Source organism: Rhizorhabdus argentea (genome assembly GCF_037861105.1).
Taxonomy (GTDB): Bacteria; Pseudomonadota; Alphaproteobacteria; order Sphingomonadales; family Sphingomonadaceae; genus Rhizorhabdus; species Rhizorhabdus argentea.
Window position 1 is genome coordinate 56,854 of record NZ_JBANFK010000010.1, and the last position, 18,061, is coordinate 74,914.

16 protein-coding genes are annotated in these 18,061 nt (G+C 66.2%); 15 read left to right on the forward strand and 1 reads right to left on the reverse strand.

Annotated features, from left to right (window positions below):
- Nucleotides 1-15: 15 nt before the first annotated feature.
- Nucleotides 16-1,509 carry a malonate--CoA ligase gene (locus AAC645_RS11265; RefSeq protein WP_340316067.1) on the reverse strand — a complete coding sequence of 498 codons (1,494 nt, stop codon included), beginning with the start codon at nucleotides 1,507-1,509 and terminating at the stop codon, nucleotides 16-18.
- 314 nt (nucleotides 1,510-1,823) lie between these two features.
- On the opposite strand from AAC645_RS11265, the gene AAC645_RS11270 reads away from it, so the two are divergent.
- The 15 genes from AAC645_RS11270 to nirB all read left to right on the forward strand — a co-directional run bounded on the left by AAC645_RS11270 (nucleotide 1,824) and on the right by nirB (nucleotide 18,057).
- Nucleotides 1,824-3,002, forward strand: a complete 1,179-nt coding sequence (locus AAC645_RS11270) for a zinc-dependent alcohol dehydrogenase (protein WP_340316069.1) — start codon at nucleotides 1,824-1,826, stop codon at nucleotides 3,000-3,002.
- 11 nt (nucleotides 3,003-3,013) lie between these two features.
- Nucleotides 3,014-3,643 (forward strand): hypothetical protein, encoded by a 630-nt coding sequence (locus AAC645_RS11275; protein WP_340316071.1) that lies wholly within the window; start codon nucleotides 3,014-3,016, stop codon nucleotides 3,641-3,643.
- Between the two features lie 35 nt (nucleotides 3,644-3,678).
- Nucleotides 3,679-4,332: a hypothetical protein gene (locus AAC645_RS11280; RefSeq protein ID WP_340316073.1), complete on the forward strand. Its 654-nt coding sequence runs from the start codon at nucleotides 3,679-3,681 to the stop codon at nucleotides 4,330-4,332.
- A complete protein-coding gene (locus tag AAC645_RS11285; protein ID WP_340316074.1) occupies nucleotides 4,319-4,714 on the forward strand; it encodes a phage holin family protein in 396 nt (131 codons plus the stop codon). The genes AAC645_RS11280 and AAC645_RS11285 overlap by 14 nt, the downstream gene beginning before the upstream one ends.
- 8 nt (nucleotides 4,715-4,722) lie before the next feature.
- Nucleotides 4,723-5,484 carry a DUF3618 domain-containing protein gene (locus AAC645_RS11290; RefSeq protein ID WP_340316075.1) on the forward strand — a complete coding sequence of 254 codons (762 nt, stop codon included), beginning with the start codon at nucleotides 4,723-4,725 and terminating at the stop codon, nucleotides 5,482-5,484.
- Nucleotides 5,485-5,546: 62 nt separating this feature from the next.
- On the forward strand, nucleotides 5,547-6,026 hold the full coding sequence (locus AAC645_RS11295; RefSeq protein WP_340316076.1) for a DUF2231 domain-containing protein: 480 nt from the start codon (nucleotides 5,547-5,549) through the stop codon (nucleotides 6,024-6,026).
- The gene (locus tag AAC645_RS11300) at nucleotides 6,023-7,342 is read left to right on the forward strand and encodes a PQQ-dependent sugar dehydrogenase (RefSeq protein ID WP_340316078.1); all 1,320 of its coding nucleotides are present in this window, start codon (nucleotides 6,023-6,025) and stop codon (nucleotides 7,340-7,342) included. Before AAC645_RS11295 ends, AAC645_RS11300 begins: the two co-directional genes overlap by 4 nt.
- Before the next feature lie 92 nt (nucleotides 7,343-7,434).
- Nucleotides 7,435-8,016, forward strand: coding sequence for an ANTAR domain-containing response regulator (locus AAC645_RS11305; protein WP_340316079.1), 582 nt, complete (start codon nucleotides 7,435-7,437; stop codon nucleotides 8,014-8,016).
- Nucleotides 8,013-9,218, forward strand: a complete 1,206-nt coding sequence (locus AAC645_RS11310; RefSeq protein WP_340316080.1) for a CmpA/NrtA family ABC transporter substrate-binding protein — start codon at nucleotides 8,013-8,015, stop codon at nucleotides 9,216-9,218. The genes AAC645_RS11305 and AAC645_RS11310 overlap by 4 nt, the downstream gene beginning before the upstream one ends.
- A gap of 219 nt (nucleotides 9,219-9,437) precedes the next feature.
- Nucleotides 9,438-10,742 carry a CmpA/NrtA family ABC transporter substrate-binding protein gene (locus AAC645_RS11315; protein WP_340316082.1) on the forward strand — a complete coding sequence of 435 codons (1,305 nt, stop codon included), beginning with the start codon at nucleotides 9,438-9,440 and terminating at the stop codon, nucleotides 10,740-10,742.
- A 23-nt stretch (nucleotides 10,743-10,765) separates the two neighbouring features.
- On the forward strand, nucleotides 10,766-11,719 hold the full coding sequence (ntrB, locus tag AAC645_RS11320) for a nitrate ABC transporter permease (RefSeq protein WP_340316084.1): 954 nt from the start codon (nucleotides 10,766-10,768) through the stop codon (nucleotides 11,717-11,719).
- Between the two features lie 13 nt (nucleotides 11,720-11,732).
- On the forward strand, nucleotides 11,733-12,536 hold the full coding sequence (locus AAC645_RS11325; RefSeq protein ID WP_340316085.1) for an ABC transporter ATP-binding protein: 804 nt from the start codon (nucleotides 11,733-11,735) through the stop codon (nucleotides 12,534-12,536).
- Nucleotides 12,537-12,619: 83 nt separating this feature from the next.
- The gene (locus AAC645_RS11330; RefSeq protein WP_340316087.1) at nucleotides 12,620-13,906 is read left to right on the forward strand and encodes an alginate export family protein; all 1,287 of its coding nucleotides are present in this window, start codon (nucleotides 12,620-12,622) and stop codon (nucleotides 13,904-13,906) included.
- Nucleotides 13,907-14,328: 422 nt separating this feature from the next.
- Entirely contained in the window at nucleotides 14,329-15,537 is a 1,209-nt protein-coding gene (locus AAC645_RS11335) for a nitrate/nitrite transporter (protein ID WP_340316089.1), read from the forward strand.
- Nucleotides 15,538-15,585: 48 nt separating this feature from the next.
- The gene (gene nirB, locus AAC645_RS11340) at nucleotides 15,586-18,057 is read left to right on the forward strand and encodes a nitrite reductase large subunit NirB (protein ID WP_340316091.1); all 2,472 of its coding nucleotides are present in this window, start codon (nucleotides 15,586-15,588) and stop codon (nucleotides 18,055-18,057) included.
- Nucleotides 18,058-18,061: the final 4 nt, after the last annotated feature.

The following is an 18,061-nucleotide window of genomic DNA, read 5'->3' on the forward strand; positions in this document are numbered from 1 at the left end:
GGCGACGGACGCGCCCTATTGCAGCAGCGCCTTGTGCTGCTCGCGGAGTGCCGCCTTCTGCACCTTGCCCATCGCGTTCTTCGGCAGCGCGTCGACGAAGACGATCGCGCGTGGCTGCTTGAAGCGGGCCAGCCGGTCGGCCAGACTCGCCTTGATCTGCTCGCCATCGTTGAGGTCGCGATCACGCGGCACCACCACCGCCACCACCCCCTCGCCAAGATCGCGCTGGGGGACGCCGATCACCGCCGACTCATGGACCTGCGGCAGCTCGTCGAGGGCGGCCTCGACCTCGGCCGGATAGACGTTGTAGCCGCCCGAGATGATCAGGTCCTTTGCTCGGCCGACGATCGAGACATAGCCGCGCCCATCGACCAGGCCGAGGTCGCCCGAGATGAAATAGCCGTTGCGGAACTCCGCCTCGGTCTTCTCGGGCATCCGCCAATAGCCCTTGAACACATTCGGCCCGGCGATCTCGATCACCCCGACCTGTCCCTGCGGCATCTCCTTGCCGCTGTCGGGATCGGCAATGCGGATCGCCACGCCCGGCAGCGGCAGGCCGACCGTGCCGGCAATGCGGTCGCCGTCATAGGGGTTGGAGATGTTCATGTTGGTCTCGGTCATGCCGTAGCGCTCAAGGATGGCATGGCCGGTGCGCTCGCGGAATTCGCGGTGGATCTCGGCCGAGAGCGGCGCTGAGCCGGAGACGAACAGCCGCATGTGGCGGACGAGATCGGCGGTGAAGCCCGGCTCGTCGAGCAGCCGGATATAGAAGGTCGGCACGCCCATCATCGTCGTCGCGCGCGGCAGCTGCCGCAGAACCTCGGCGGCGTCGAAGCGCGGCAGGAAGATCATCGACGCGCCGGCCGCGAGGATCGCGTTGGTTGCGACGAACAGCCCATGGGTATGGAAGATCGGCAGCGCGTGGAGCAGCACATCATCGTCGGTGAAACGCCAGGCATTGCGGATCATGAAGGCGTTCGAGCCGAGATTGTCATGGCTCAGCATCGCGCCCTTCGAGCGCCCGGTGGTGCCCGAGGTGTAGAGGATCGCCGCGAGATCGTCGCCGCCGCGCTCCACCGTGTCGAAGCCCGCCGGGGCCGCCGCCGCGCCCTCTGCGAGCGCCGCAAGCGCCGCCACGCGCGGCACCCCCGCCGTCGCTGCCAGAGGAGCGATCCTGTCGACCGCGGCAGGATCGCAGACGAACAGCGCCGGCTCGGCATCGCGCATGAAATAGTCAAGCTCGCCCGGCGTATAGGCGGGGTTGAGCGGCAGGAAGACCGCCCCCGCGCGCAGGCAGCCCAGATAGAGCATCAGCATGTCGATGCTCTTCTCGGCCTGCACCGCGACCCGGTCGCCAATGCCGACGCCATGATCGCGCAGCACATGCGCGAAGCCGGCGGAGCGGGCCTCGACCTCGCCATAGCGGACGACGCTGCCATCGGGCAGGTGGGCGAAAGGACGATCCGGCTCCGGAAAGCCGCTGGCGAGACGTGCGTAGAGATTGGTCAATGCTGCCGCCTCCCGAACCGGCGGCGCAGCTTTACGATGCGGCCGCCGTCACGCCAAGCTTTGGCCGGCGCTTTCGCGTGATCGGATTGATCCGTTCCCGCGGTCTCTCCCGGCATCCCCGCGCCGTCGTTACGGGCGCAAGTGATTATTCTTAAAGGTGAACTTCGTCCGCTCACCAGCCGATTCCGCCACCCGTTGCGGCGTGGCGATGGAAGGAGCGCCGTGCGCAAAGCTGGCTAACCTAGTTGGTGGAGCCGCCACAGCGACTGCGCAAGATGCCGTGCAAGGGAGGGCGGCGAGTCAGGAGAAGGTGCATGAAAGCGTTGGTCTGGCACGGCAAGGAAGACATCCGGTGCGACACCGTATCGGATCCGGGTATCGAGCATCCCCGCGATGCGATCATCAAGGTGACGAGCTGCGCGATCTGCGGCTCCGATCTCCACCTCTTCCACAATCTCATCCCCGGCGGGATGCTGCCCGGCGACATCGTCGGTCATGAATCGATGGGCGAGGTCGTCGAAGTCGGCGACGAAGCCAAAAGCGCGCTGAAGAAAGGTGACCGGGTCGTCATCCCGTTCACCATCGTCTGCGGCGAATGCGAGCAATGCCGGCGCGGCAATTTCTCGGTCTGCGAAACCACCAACCGCAAGAAAGGCTTAGGCGACAAGGTTTTCGGCCACAGCACGGCGGGCCTGTTCGGCTATACCCACCTTACCGGCGGTTATGCGGGCGGGCAGGCCGAATATCTGCGGGTGCCCTTCGCCGACGCCACCCACGTCAAGGTGCCCGACGGCATTCCCGACGAGAAGCTGCTGTTCCTGAGCGACATCCTGCCGACCGGCTGGCAGGCGGCAGTGCAGTGCGACATCGAGCCCGACGACACCGTCGCGATCTGGGGCGCGGGGCCAGTCGGCCAGATGGCGATCCGCAGCGCGATCCTGCTTGGCGCGGAGCAGGTGGTTGCAATCGACTGCCTGCCCGAGCGCCTGTCGATGGCGCGGGCGGCCGGCGCGATCACGATCGATTTCACCAGCGAAAGCGTAATCGAGCGGCTGAACGAACTGACCGGCGGCAAAGGGCCGCAAAAGTGCATCGACGCCATCGGCACCGAAAGCCACATCAGCCTGTCGCAGCCGGACACCCTGCTCGACCGCGCCAAACAGATGACCTTGATGGCCAGTGACCGCCCCCACGCGCTGCGCGAGATGATCTATGCCGGCCGGCCGGCCGGCGTGATTTCGGTCATCGGCGTCTATACCGGCCTGATCGACAAGGTGCCGATGGGCCAGGCGATGAACAAGGGGCTGACCTTCCGCATGGCGCAGGCCCATGTCCCGCGCTGGACCGGTGATTTGCTGCGACGGATCGAAGAGGACCAGATCGATCCTTCGTTCGTTATCACCCACACCGCCGATTTGACGCAAGGACCTGAGATGTACCGGAAATTCCGCGACAAGGCGGACAGCTGCATCAAGGTCGTTCTCAAGCCCTGAAGGTATCCATCATGGCAACACTTGCAAATATCACCCATAAAATCGCCCGCTCTCCCGGAGACCCCCGGGTCCAAGCCAAGGGGCCCGGCTCGCTCACCACCTGGGATCAGCTGGCCCGCGGGCTCGGCTGGTTCAGCTTCGGCCTCGGCGCTGCCGAACTGGTGGCGCCGGGACGGCTTGCCAGATCGCTCGGCCTCGACGGCAAGGAAAGACTCCTCCGCGCCTACGGCGCACGCGAGATAGCGGCCGGCATCCCGACATTGTCGATGGACAAGCAGGTCGGGCTTGCGTCGCGTATCGCCGGCGATGCTATCGACCTCGCGACCCTGGCGCCGGCGCTGAGGCGCGACAATCCGAAGCGCAGGAACGCGATGATCGCAACCGCCGCGGTGGCGGCGGTCACCGCGCTCGACATAGCCGCCTTTGCCGGGGTGGTGTCGAGCCGTCGCCGCACCGGCCAGCCGCGCGACTATAGCGACCGGAGCGGCCTGCCCAAGGGCGTGGAAGGCTCGCGCGGCATCGCCCGCCGGGACTTCGAGACGCCGCCCGACATGCGCGCCGAGCCGGTCAATATGCCGCCTGCGCGCAACGCCGCGACGCGCGACCGCAGGACAGCACCGGAAACCGTGGGCACCGCTTGAGACACGACGGCTAACGAGAATGATGGAGGTCGAGGATGAACGAACCGGTGAACAATGGCGGCGGCACGGAGCAGAGCGGCGCCAACCAGACCAGTAGCCCCGGGGCAGGCAGCTCGCAGGCCTTCGGCGGGGGAACGGCCCCGATGCAGGCGGACCCGCTGCAGCCTCGCCAGACGCAGCTCGACCAGTCGGCTGGCACTGCGTCGCAGTTCGGCGGCAGCGATGCCGGCGCTGGTGGCGGCCCGCAACCGGGCGGCGGGCAAGCGGGCACGAACGGCGGCGGACGCGGCAACCTCGGCGGGTCGGTCAACCGGCTCGTCGGCGAACTGCGCGACAAGGCTATGTCGGCTGCCGATCAGCAGAAACAGGGTTTCGCCAGCCGCCTCGAAGGCATGGCGCAGGCCGTGCACCGCTCCGGAGAGCAACTGCGCGGGCAACAGGACTGGGCCGCGGAAGCGATCGAGCGCGGCGCGGACGAACTCCAGTCGATCGCCGGCAGGCTGCGCAATGCCGATGCCCGCGACCTGCTGGCCCAGTTGCGCGGCTTTGCGGATCGGCAGCCGGCGATGTTCGCCGCCGCATCGCTGGTGGCGGGGCTTGCGCTGGGCCGGCTCATAAAGCTTGCGGCGGCGGGCGGCTCGGGCGGCAACGCGCCGAGAGCCCCGGAGATAAGCTATGTCGGAAGCTGACGCGACGCCCTCGCCCGGACTGGGCGAAATCGCGAGCGGCCTCGTCGGCGATATGCAGGATCTGGTGCGTGGCGAGCTGGCGCTCGCCCGCGTCGAGCTGGACAAGAAGTCCCGGGCGCTACTCGCCGGATCGATCTCGCTGGTGGGGAGCGCACTGCTCGCCTTTGCGGGGCTGGTCGTGCTGCTCGAAGGTGTCGCGGCGGTACTGGCGCGGTGGATGCCCGCCTGGGGGGCGCTGCTGATCGTCGGCGCCGCCATCCTGCTGATCGGCGGACTGATCGCCCGGGCCGCTCTTTCCCGGCTATCGCTGAAGGCGCTGACTCCGGAACGAACGATCGAGAATGTTGAACGCGACGCTCGCATGATCAAGGAACATGCATGATGGCCGATATGCCCGAAGATCCAGAGAACATAGAGCGCAATCTCGCCGAGACCCGCGCCCGCATGGAACAGCGCCTCGACGAATTGCAGGACAAGCTGGCGCCCGCGAGGCTGGCGGACGACATCGCCCGCAACGTCTTGTCCGACGCCAAGGCCAACCCGATACCGCTCGCCCTGATCGGCATCGGCCTGGGCTGGCTGGCGCTGGGCCGTTCCGATCAGGCAAGGGCGGCACCGGCTGCTGACGAGAGGGCATCGGACGGCTGGATATGGACCCGTATTCGCGAAGCCGAGGCGCGCATCACCCGTGGCGAAGGCGAAAGCGACGCCGATTATCGCAGCCGGCTCGATCACGCCCGCGGCGAGATGCTGGGGGTCGCGCGCTCGCCTGAAGACAGCAATGGCTCCTACGCCTGGCAGGTTCGCAAGGCGATGGCCAAGGCGACATCAGGGCTCCAGGATGCCCGCCACCGCGTCGGCGACGCTTTGGGCAAGGTAGGCGAGAAGGTGGGGCTCAGCGCCTCGTTGAACGGCCGGGGCAGCCTGCGCAGCGGCGCCATGTCGATGCCGGCCGGCCTGGCCATGGGCGGGGTGGCCGTGGCGGTCGGCGCGCTGGCCGGCGGCCTGCTCCCGATCAGCCGTCAGGAAGAGGCGATGCTCGGCTCGACCGCGACCCGGATCCGCTCCGCCGGACATGACGCCACTCAGCACCTGCTCGACCGCAGTAGCGAGGTGGCGCAGGAGGCGCTCGGTGCGGTCCATCTGACCTGAACACCGCCGCGGAACCGTCCGCTGCCATGGGGGTTCGTCGCTCGATAAAGGAAGCGTACGCCATGTCCATCGACAGACACCGGCCAATCGAGGGAGACCGGACGCACCCCCGCTCGACCGCCAGCATCTTCGGTCATCCGATCCACCCGATGCTGGTGCCCTTTCCAATCACCTGCTTCATCGGCGCTCTGGTGACGGACATCGTTTATGCCAGCACCGCCAACCTGATGTGGCAATATTTTTCAATCTGGCTGATCACCGCGGGCCTGGTAATGGGCGCGCTCGCCGCCGTGGCCGGCCTGACCGACTATTTCGGCGATCGCCGCGTACGCGCCAAGCGGCCGGCGACATGGCACATGCTGCTCAACATCCTCGCGATGATCCTGTCGCTGCTGAACGCCTTCGTGCACAGCCGCGACGGATGGACGGCGGTGGTGCCGCAGGGGCTGATCCTGTCCGCCGTGGTCGTTGCGATCCTCGGCGTCAGCGGCTGGCTTGGCGGATCGCTGGTCTATCGGCATAGCGTAGGCGTAGCGGAATGAGGCGCAGCGCGGCGTTCGCCGCCACGCTGGTCTTGCTGAGCCTCGCGGCATGCGGCGATCCGCCGTTCGACGAGACGAAGCAGATCGGCCCCGATCCGCTGCTGCCGGAACCCAAGCAATATCTGCTGCCGCCCATCAACGTCTCGCCAGGCGAGGGCTGGAAAGCGGGACAGACGCCGGTCGTGGCGGCGGGGCTCAGGATCCAGCCGCTGGCGACCGGGCTGCTCCACCCGCGGATGGTCTATGTGCTGCCGAACGGCGACATCCTGGCGGTGCAGGCGAAGTCGCCGCCGCCGGAGCCGGTCAAGCGCCCCAAGGATCCGATCGTCGCGCTCGTCAAGAACAAGGCGACATCCTTCCCGGGCGGCCCTGAGGCCGCCAATCGCATCACCCTGATCCGCGACGCCGACGGCGATGGCCGGCCCGAGCTGCAGGTCACCCTGCTCGACAATCTCAACTCGCCGTTCGGCGTGGTCTGGGTCGACAATGCACTCTATGTCGCCAACACCGATGCGGTAGTCCGCTACCCGTTCGTGCCCGGCCAGACGCGGATGACCGCACCGGGCCAAGTCCTCACCGAACTGCCGGCTGGTCCGATCAACCATCACTGGACCAAGAGCCTGACCGTCAGCCCCGATGGCCAGCGTCTCTATGCGACCGTCGGATCGAACAGCAACATCACCGAAAATAGCATCGAGGCGGAAAAGGGCCGCGCGAGCGTCTGGGAGATCGATCGTGCCAGCGGCCGGGCGCGCGAGTTCGCGACCGGCCTGCGCAATCCCAACAGCCCGAATTTCTATCCCGGCACGAACACATTATGGGTGGTGGTGAACGAACGCGACGAACTCGGCCCCCATCTCGTCCCGGATTACCTCACATCGGTGCGCGACGGCGGCTTCTATGGATGGCCCTACAGCTATTACGGCCGGCATCTCGACCCGCGCGTCCGGCCGCAGCGCCCCGATCTCGTCGCCCGCGCGATCAAGCCCGATTATGCGCTGGGCAGCCATGTCGCCGCCCTCGGCCTGGTCTTCTACACCGGGATGGCCCTGCCCCCGCGCTATCGCGGCGGCGCCTTCATCGGCGAACATGGCAGCTGGGACCGCTATACGCCGTCCGGCTACAAGGTGACGTTCGTGCCGTTCCGCGACGGCCGCCCATCGGGCATGGCCGAGGATGTCGTCACCGGCTTCGTCGACCGGGAGCGCGGCAAGAGCTTTGGCCGGCCGGTCGGATTGGCGGTCGACCGCACCGGCGCGCTGCTGATCGCCGACGATGTCGGCAACACCATCTGGCGGGTCACCGCAGCGCGCTAGGCGATCGCCGAGAAGCCGCCGTACCGCATTGCAACGTAAACGCCGCTGTCGCATAGGCAGCGCTCGGCCTTCGGCGGCATGGAAGCGCAGTTTTGCGGATTGTGATCATCGACGACAGCGGACTGCGCGCCACCGTCCTGGAGGACGGGCTGCGCGAGGCTGGCTATGACGATATCCATGTCGTCCCGCCGCATGGCGCGTTCGTCGCCAAGCTCGAGCGCATGGCCCCGGATGTCGTGCTGATGGACCTGGGCAGCCCGAGCCGCGATACGCTGGAGGAAATGCTGGCGGTCAGCCGCGCGCTGGCGCGGCCGATCGCCATGTTCGTCGACCGCTCCGACGACCAGATGATCGGGGCGGCGATCGATGCCGGCGTGTCGGCCTATGTCGTCGATGGCCTGCGAAAGGAGCGGGTAAAGCCGATCCTCGACCTCGCCATCCGCCGCTTCAACGCTTTCGCCAAGATGCAGACGGAGCTGGACGAGGCGCGGTCCGCCCTGGCCGACCGCAAGACGATCGACCGCGCCAAGACGCTGCTGATGAAAAGCCGAAACCTGCCGGAGCCCGAAGCCTATGCGCTGCTGCGATCGACCGCGATGAACCAGGGCCGCAAGATCATCGAGGTCGCCGAGGCGCTGATCACGGCGCACAGCCTGCTCGGAGGCGGCGAATGACTCCGATCTCCATCGCCTTTCTTCCCCTGACCGACAGCGCGCCGCTGGTCGTCGCGCGCGAGAAGGGGTTTGCGGCCGAGGCCGGCATCGACCTGACCCTTCACAGGAACACGTCCTGGGCGACGGTGCGCGACCGGCTGGTCTATGGCCAGGTGCAGGCCGCCCATATGCTCGCGCCACTGGCAATCGCCGTAACGCTCGGTCTCAGCCAGCACCCTGCCGCACTGTCGGCGCCGTTCAAGCTGAACGTCAACGGCAACGCGCTGTCGATGTCGATCGAGTTCGCGGCGGCGCTCGACCCCGATCTCGCCAAGCGGATCGCCGATCCGGTGGCGGCGGCCCACGACTTCGCCGCGGCGATTGGCCTTCATCGCCGCAAGCCGATAATCGGCATCGTCCATCGCTACTCCAGCCATGCGCTGATGCTGCGCTACTGGTTGAGTTTCGCCGGGGTCGATCCCGACCGCGATCTTGCCCTGCGGGTGCTGCCGCCCTCGCTGATGGCGGAGGCGATGCGCAGCGGCGAAATCGACGGCTTCATTGCGGGCGAGCCCTGGAGCAGCGTCGCCGTCGCCGAAGGGCTGGCCGAGATCGTCGCGATCGGGTCGCGCATCTGGCAGCGCGGCGTCGAGAAGGTGCTCGCCTTCCGGACCGACTGGATGGAAGACAATGCCGAGACCACCGACCGGCTGCTCATCGCCATGGCGCGCGCCGCCGCCTGGTGCGACGACCCGGGCAACGCCGAGGAGCTCGCCGCGCTGCTAGGCCGTCCCGGCTATGTCGGCCAGCCGGCCTCGACGATTCTTCCGGCGCTGAGCGGACGCTTCGTGCTGCGTGCGGGCAGCCTACCGGTCGCGCTCGACGATTTCATGCTGTTCGCGCGCGAGGTCGCCAACTTTCCGTGGCGCAGCCAGGCGCTGTGGATCTATTCGCAGCTCGTCCGGTGGGGAATGGCAGAGGCAAGCCCCGCCAACGAACGACTCGCGGCGGACGTGTTCCGCTCCGACATCTTCCGCCGAGCCCTCGCAGACGCAGCATTGCCGATGCCCGGCGCCAGCATGAAGGTGGAAGGCGCGCTGTCGACTCCACTTGCGGTCGGTTCAAAGACCGGAACGCTGACTTTGGGGCCGGACAGATTCTTCGACGGGCGGATTTTCGACCCCTCGAAAATTCAGGAATATCTTTCCGGTTTCGATAGTTAGGAGCTTCTGGCGGCCGCAACATTCGCGATTGCAAAAATACTACTTGCGCCGCCGCCTCGAATCGCTTGTTATGTGTGCAGCGCACAACGAATGTGCGCCAAATATCCGGCAGCCTCCCCAATGACGGGTGAGACGCCTACATCGAACAGCAAAGCCGCTGTCGGCCCTCATCGGGGGTCCGATCGCGGCTTTTTTCATTTTTGCGCTTTGGGGGAAAACATGGCCGACGACATCGAAGACCGTAACGACGCAGCCATCACGATGGCGCGCCGCTCTTTCCTGAAGACCGGCGCCGCCGCAGCCGCCGGCATGGCCGCCGCCGGCCTGTCCAGCCCGCTGCTCGCCGCCGCGCCGGGCAAGCCCGAAGTGACCGGTGCGAAGCTCGGTTTCATCGCCCTGACCGACGCATCGCCGCTGATCATCGCCAAGGAACTCGGCCTGTTCGCCAAATATGGCATGCCGGACGTCGTGGTTGCCAAGCAGGCGAGCTGGGCGGGCACGCGCGACAATCTGGTGCTCGGCGCGGGCGGCGGCGGGATCGACGGCGCGCATATCCTGTCGCCGATGCCCTATCTGCTGACGCTCGGCGCCATCGGCAAGGCTACGCCGATGAGCATTCTTGCCCGGCTCAACGTCAATGGCCAGGCGATTTCGGTCGAGAAAGCCTATCTCGGCGCGCGCGCCGATATCAATTCGGCGCGAATGAAGCCGCTGATCGCGCAGCGCAAGGCCGCTGGGCGCAAGATCACCATGGCGATGACCTTCCCAGGCGGCACCCACGACCTTTGGATTCGCTACTGGCTGGCCGCGCAGGGCATCAATCCCGAGGTCGACGTCGAATTGATCACGATCCCGCCGGCTCAGATGGTCGCCAACATGAAGGCGAACACGATGGAGGCGTTCTGCGTCGGCGAGCCCTGGAACGACCAGCTGGTGGCGCAGGGGCTCGGCTACACCGCCGTGTCGACCGGCCAGATCTGGATGAACCACCCCGAAAAAGCCTTTGCGATGCGCTCGGACTGGGTCGCGGCCCACCCCAATGCGGCGATCGCGCTGACCGCCGCGATCATCGAGGCGCAGCGCTGGTGCGACGTCCCCGCCAACAATGCGAAGCTGGCCGAGATCGTCGGCGGACGCGATTGGCTCAAGGTGCCGGTCACCGACATCCAGGATCGTCTGCTCGGCAATTTCACCATGGGTGATGGTCGCGTCTTCAAGAACGCGCCGTTCAAGATGAAGTTCTGGGCGGCAAATGCCTCCTTCCCCTATAAAAGCCACGATCTCTGGTTCCTCACCGAGGATCAGCGCTGGGGCAAGCTGCCGGCCGACCTCAACACCAAGGCGGTGATCGCGAAGGTCAACCGCGCCGACATCTGGCGCAAGGCCGCGGGCCTCGCCAAGGTGCCAGCCGCGCAGATCCCGAAGTCGGACAGCCGCGGCGTCGAGCACTTCTTCGACGGCAAGGTCTTCGACCCCGCCAATCCGGCGGCCTATCTCGCCAGCCTGAAGATCAAGAAGGCCTGATCGGCCGCAAAGGAGCCTAGCGCATGTCGTCTCCTGTCCGCCTCGTCACTCCTTCGTCGGGCGCCTCCGAAAGCGGGGTTGCCCGCCCGGAGGCCGAGATCATCCCCTATCCGGGAGCCAGCCCCGCCGTGACAGACGCAAGCAAGCGCTTCGATTTCACGCCGCTGCTCGACAAGCTGCGCGGTGTCGCCCTCACCATCCTGCCGACGCTGCTGATGCTCGCCGCGCTGCTGATGGTGTGGGAAATCGCCTGCAGCGGCGAGGGCGCCACGCTGCCGAGCCCGTCCAAGGTGTGGACCGAGAGCCACGACGTCATCATGCACCCGCTCAAGGGCGTGGAGCTCGACGGCTTCGGGATCAAGATCCAGGACGGCGGCGACGTCGGCATCGCCGGGCATATCCTGACCAGCCTCGGCCGGGTCGCGATCGGTTTCAGTCTGTCGGCGACCTTCGGTATCGCGCTCGGCATCCTGATCGGCCAGAGCAAGTTCGCCTATCGCGCACTCGATCCGCTGTTCCAGATTTTGCGGACCGTGCCGCCGCTAGCCTGGCTGCCGATCAGCCTCGCCATCTTCCAGCAGGCGCAACCTTCGGCGATCTTCCTGATCTTCATCACCGCGATCTGGCCGGTGATCCTGAACACCGCCGCCGGCGTGCAGAACATTCCCGCCACCTACCGCAATGTCGGCCGGGTGCTGTCGCTCAACCCCTTCGAGTACTTTACCAAGATCATGCTGCCGGCCACCGTACCGCACATGTTCACCGGCCTGCGCATTGGCGTCGGCATGAGCTGGCTGGCAATCGTCGCGGCCGAGATGGTCCAAGGCGGCACCGGCATCGGCTTCTTCATCTGGGACAGCTACAACAGCTCGCTCCTCACCGACACGATCGTCGCACTCGTCTGGATCGGCCTGATCGGCTTCGCGCTCGACCGGATCGTCGGCTGGATCGGTCGCCGCATCGCGCGCGCCGCCTGAAGGAGGACATGGCATGAAGCATCGCAGCTATCTCGCGCTCGAGGGCATCGGCGTCACCTTTCCGACGCCCAAGGGTGCCTTCACCGCGCTCCGCGACATCGACCTGTCGATCGAGAAGGGCGAGTTCGTCGCGCTGATCGGCCATTCCGGCTGCGGCAAGTCGACCCTGCTCAACATCATTGCCGGACTGACCCGGCCAAGTCGCGGCGTCATCTTCCTCGATGGCGACGTGATCGACCAGCCGGGGCCCGATCGCGCGGTGATCTTCCAGGATCATTCGCTGCTGCCGTGGCTGACGGTGGAGGAGAATGTCCGCCTCGCCGTCGACAAGGTGATGGCGGGCAAGCCCCGCGCCGAGCGCCGCGACTGGGTAATGCACAACCTCGACCTGGTGCAGATGGCGCATGCCGCCGCGAAGCGCCCGGGCGAACTTTCGGGCGGCATGAAGCAGCGCGTCGGCATCGCCCGCGCCATTGCGATGAGCCCGCGCGTTCTGCTGATGGACGAGCCGTTCGGCGCGCTCGATGCGCTGACGCGCGCCAGCCTTCAGGACGCGGTGATGGCGATCCAGGCCAAGCTCAATAACACCGTGGTGATGATCACCCACGACGTCGACGAAGCCGTGCTGCTCGCCGACCGGGTGGTGATGATGACCAACGGCCCGGCCGCGACGATCGGCGAGGACCTGTCCGTCACGCTGGCGCGGCCGCGCAACCGGATCGCGATGGCCGACACGCCCGACTACAACCATGCCCGGCAGGAAATCCTGCAGTTCCTGCACCAGCGTTATTCCAATCCAGCCGACAAGGCAGCCTGAGTTGGCCGGGTAACAGCCCGGCCGGGGAGAGGATGCCTGCACCGGCATCGAACCAGATTACGATCTTATACGGGGGAAAGATCATGCGATTCCTGACATGCTGCCTGCTGTCTTCAGCAGTGCTGTTTCCGGCCGCCGCGCAAGCGGTCAAGCTGAAGCCGATCATCGATACGCGGCTTCGCTACGAGAATGTCGACCAGACCGGGTTTGGCAACAAGGCCGATGCGCTGACCGCACGCGCCCGGCTCGGCGTCGAAGCCGTCCAAGGTCCGTTCTCCTTCCTGGTCGAGGCCGAAGCGACGCTGGCGCTGGACGAGAACTATTCGAGCGGCGTCAACCGGAAGACTGCCCTTCCGGCCGCGATCGGTTATCCGGTCGTCGCCGATCCGGAAAATGTCGAGCTCAACCGCATCCAGGTGCAATATAAAGGACTGCCCGGCACCGTGCTGACTGCTGGCCGGCAACGTATCAACCTCGACGACCAGCGTTTCGTCGGATCGGTCGGCTGGCGCCAGAACGAACAGACCTTCGACGCCGTCCGCGCCGAATGGAGCGGCATCAAGAACCTCAAGGTCGATGTGACCTATAGCTGGTCGGATCGCACCATCTGGGGCATCGACGGCGGCCGCCACGCCTATTCGCTCGGCCGGCCCCAGGCGATCGGCGGCGACAATATCTTCGCCAATGTCTCCTACAAGACGCCCTATGGCAGCTTGACCGGCTTCTATTACCGGGTTGACGAGGACAAGCCGGTCGCGGCGCTTCTGCGCAACAGCTCGAGCAGCTTCGGGGGCCGCTTCTCTGGCAGCCGGCCGCTGACCAAGTCGGTCAAATGGACGTACACGCTGAGCTACGCACATCAGCAGGATATCGGCACCAACCCGATCAACTATTCGGCGGATTATTTCCTGGCCGAGGGCTCGCTGGATATCGCCGCGTTCAAGCTCGGCGCCGGCGTCGAGCAGCTCGGCGCCGACCGCAGCGTCACCACCAAGGCGACCGGCCTGCCCTTCCCCGGCGGCTTCGCCTTCCAGACGCCGTTCGCGACGCTCCACAAATTCCAGGGATGGGCGGACAAGTTCCTCACCACACCTGCACAGGGCATCACCGATTATTATGCCTCTGCCGGCTATGGCTGGAAGAAGGTCGGCCTATTCGACGTGATCTCGGCGACCGCGGTCTACCACCGTTTCGACAGCGACGTCGCCAGCATCCATTATGGCGACGAAATCGATGTCCAGCTCCAGGCGAAGGTGAAGAAATACACCTTCACCGCCAAATATGCCGATTATCAGCGCCAGGGCATCGCCAGCTTCGCCGGCGACGCCGACACCAAGAAGATCTGGCTACAGGTCGAATGGGCGCTGTAACGGTTGTGTAATGGCTCGCATCAATGTGCGTAGTCGACACGTTGCCTGATTCTTAGCCGTCATTCCCGCGAAAGCGGGAGTCCATAGACGCGGTGCATTCCACCTTTTGCACTCCGTGTCCGTGGATCCCCGCTTTCGCGGGGATGACGAGCGAAGGTTTACGCCCGCTTGCAAATGCTGCACCGCGCAAAAAGTCTCTTGCCATCGCGCGTGATCCGTGGGAATTCGTGCCTACCGAGGCAAGGACGCCTCGATTCCATAAAGCGGACCGATCCGACGTAGGAAAGGTCCACCGCCAAGGCCGCAAGGCCGAGGCCCAGGCAATGACGCCGCCCGAACCGATCGATTCGATCGTGCTTCGAGGCGGCTTTTTTCATGCCTGCGCCACTTCGGACGAAACTGGTTTGAGTTGAGGTTGAGCAATGAACAAGGGTTTCTGGGCAGCGGGCCACCGGCCGACACTGATCGCCGCCTTCCTCTATTTCGATGTCGCTTTCATGGTGTGGGTCCTGCTTGGTCCCCTGGCCCCGAGCATCGCGGCCGACCTGGGCCTGAGCCCCGCGCAGAAGGGCTTCATGGTCGCAGTGCCGACCTTGGCCGGGGCGATCCTGCGCCTCGTCAATGGCGTGCTGGTCGATCGGATCGGGCCGAAAATGACAGGCGCGCTGGGCCAGCTGGTCGTGATGGGAGGATTGCTCACCGCCTGGCTGGTGGGCGTCGACAGCTTCGCCGGCACGATTGCCGTCGGCGTGATCCTCGGCTTTGCCGGCGCGAGCTTCGCGGTGGCGCTGCCGCTCGCCAGCCGCTGGTATCCTGCCGAGCATCAGGGCACCGCACTGGGCATTGCCGGCATGGGCAATAGCGGTACCGTGCTCGCCGCGCTGTTCGCGCCCACCCTGGCCAAGCTGTTCGGCTGGAACAGCGTGTTCGGCATGGTGCTCGTTCCGCTGGCGGCTGTGTTCGTCATCTATATGATCTTCGCGAAGAACGCGCCCAATCCGCCGGCGCCCAAGCCGGTGACCGCCTATCTCGAGCCGCTGAAGAAGGCCGATGCCTGGTGGTTCATGCTGTTCTACGGCGTCAGCTTCGGCGGGTTCGTCGGCCTGAGCGCCTCGCTGACGATCTACTTCACCGACCAGTTCGCGCTGACCCCGGTCGTTGCCGGCTATTGCACCGCCGCCTGCGTGTTCGCCGGCTCGATGATCCGCCCATTCGGGGGCGCGGTGGCCGATCGCATCGGCGGCACCAAGGCGCTGACCATCGCCTATCTGCTCGCCGCGATCACGCTCAGCGCGATCAGCACCGGCCCGTCGACCGTCCCGCTGGCGCTCGGCCTGTTCCTGGTGGCGATGCTGGCGCTGGGCTTCGGCAATGGCGCGGTGTTCCAGCTAGTGCCGCAGCGCTTCAAGGAGGAGATCGGCGTGATGACCGGCCTGGTCGGTTTCGCGGGCGGCCTCGGCGGCTTCTATCTGGCCTCGTCGCTCGGCCTCGCCAAGCAGCTCACCGGCAGCCCGCAGTTCGGCTTCCTGATCTTCGCCGGTTTGGCGGTGATCGCGCTCGGCGGCATCAGCCTGGTCAAGGGCCGCTGGCGCTCGACCTGGCCGACCGCGCTGGCCGGCGCGCGCATCTGATGCGCGCCGGATCCGTCCCCTCCGCTATCGCAAATTGAAGGAAGCGCGATGCTGTCCCCCATCACCCGCGAACATCTGGTCGTCATCGGCAACGGCATGGCCGGCTGCCGGGCGGTCGAGGAGATCCTCGAGCGCGATCCGGCCCGATACTCGGTCACCATCTTCGGAGCCGAGCCCTATGTGAACTATAATCGCATCATGCTCTCGCCGGTGCTGGCCGGCGAGAAGAGCTTCGAAGACATCGTCATCAACGGCACCAAATGGTACCGCGACAATGGCATCGAGCTGGTCAGCGGCGATCCGGTGACGGCGATCGATCGTGCCGCGCGCACCATCACCTCGCAGTCCGGCCGCACCGTCGGCTACGACAAGCTGCTGATCGCGACCGGCTCGGATCCGTTCATCATCCCGGTGCCGGGCAAGGACCTGCCCGGCGTGATCAGCTTCCGCGACATGAAGGATGTCGATCATATGCTCGCGGCGGCCGAGGGCGGCGGCGATGCGGTGGTGATCGGCGGCGGCCTGCTCGGCCTCGAAGCGGCCCACGGGCTGACGCTGCGCGGCATGAAGGTCACCGTCATCCACCTGATGCCGACCCTGATGGAGCGCCAGCTCGACGAGGCAGCCGGCTGGCTGCTCAAGACCGAGCTCGAACGCCGCGGCCAGACGATCCTGCTCGGCGCGGACACCGCCGAGATCGTCGGCGACGGCAAGGTCGAGGGCGTCCTGCTCAAGGATGGACGGACCATCCCCGCCAGCCTGGTGGTGATGGCGGTCGGCATCCGCCCCTCCGTCGCGCTGGCCCGCGAGGCCGGCCTTGCGGTCGGGCGCGGCATTCAGGTCGACGATCACATGGTCACCAGCGATCCCGCGGTCCTGGCGGTGGGCGAATGCGTCGAGCATGACGGCATGGTCTATGGCCTCGTCGCGCCGCTGTGGGAGATGTGCCGCGCGCTGGCCGACGGGCTGGTCGAGCAGCATAGCGGCTATCGCGGTTCGGTGACCTCGACCAAGCTCAAGGTCTCCGGCATCGATGTCTTCTCGGCGGGCGATTTCGCCGGCGGCGAGGGCGCCGAGGACATCGTGCTGCGCGACGCCTCGCGCGGCGTGTATAAGCGCGTCGTAGTCCGCGACGATCGCATCGTCGGCGCGGTGCTCTATGGCGACACCGCCGATGGCGGCTGGTATTTCGATCTGCTCCGGAAGAGCGAGGACATCGCATCGATCCGCGACGTGCTGATCTTCGGCCAGGCCTTCGCCTCCGGAGGGGGGCAGACGGACCCTAAGGCGGCCGTTGCGGCGCTCTCGGACGATGCCGAGATCTGCGGCTGCAACGGCGTTTCAAAGGGCAAGGTCGTCGCGTCGATCACCGCGGGCGCCTGCACGCTCGATGCGGTGCGCGCGACCTGCAAGGCGTCGGCATCGTGCGGGTCCTGCACCGGGCTGGTCGAGCAGATCCTCGCCGTCACGCTGGGTGAAGACTATCATGGCGAGCGCACGGCGAAGACGATCTGCAAGTGCAGCAGCTTCACCCATGACGATGTCCGCCGCGAGATCGTCGCACAGGACATGAAATCGATCCCCGAAGTCATGCAGCAGCTCAGCTGGTCGACACCTGACGGCTGCTCGTCCTGCCGCCCGGCGCTCAACTATTATCTGCTGTGCGCGCATCCCGGCGACTATGTCGACGATCAGCAAAGCCGTTTCGTCAACGAGCGGCTCCACGCCAACATCCAGAAGGACGGCACCTATTCGGTGGTGCCGCGGATGTGGGGCGGCCTGACCAACCCGCGCGAGCTGCGCGCGATCGCCGACGTCGTCGAGAAGTACGACGCGCCGATGGTCAAGGTGACCGGCGGCCAGCGGCTCGACATCTTCGGCATCAAGAAGGAGGATCTGCCCGCCGTATGGGCCGATCTCAACGCCGCGGGGATGGTCTCGGGCCATGCCTATGGCAAGGCGCTGCGCACGGTGAAGACCTGCGTCGGATCCGAATGGTGCCGCTTCGGGACACAGGATTCGACCGGGCTGGGCGTCCAGCTCGAGCAAATGAGCTGGGGCTCATGGATGCCGCACAAGTTCAAGATCGCGGTGTCGGGCTGCCCGCGCAACTGCGCCGAAGCGACCATCAAGGACTTCGGCGTGATCTGCGTCGACTCGGGCTATGAACTCCATGTCGGCGGCAATGGCGGGATCAAGCTGCGCGGCACCGATCTCCTCTGCAAGGTTTCGACCGAGCAGCAGGCGATGGATTATTGCGCGGCCTTCATCCAGCTTTACCGCGAAGAAGCCTGGTATCTCGAGCGCACCGCGCCGTGGATCGAGCGGGTCGGCGTCGACTATGTCCGCCAGCGCATCGCCGACGACGAGGTCGGCCGCGAGGCGCTGACCAGCCGCTTCCTCTACTCGCAGAACTTCTCGCAGGACGATCCGTGGGCGGCGCGCGCCGCGGGAGCCGAGCGCGAGCAGCATGCGCATCTGGGCGAATTCCGCCCGCTCGCCCTCGAAGCCGCGGAGTAAGCGC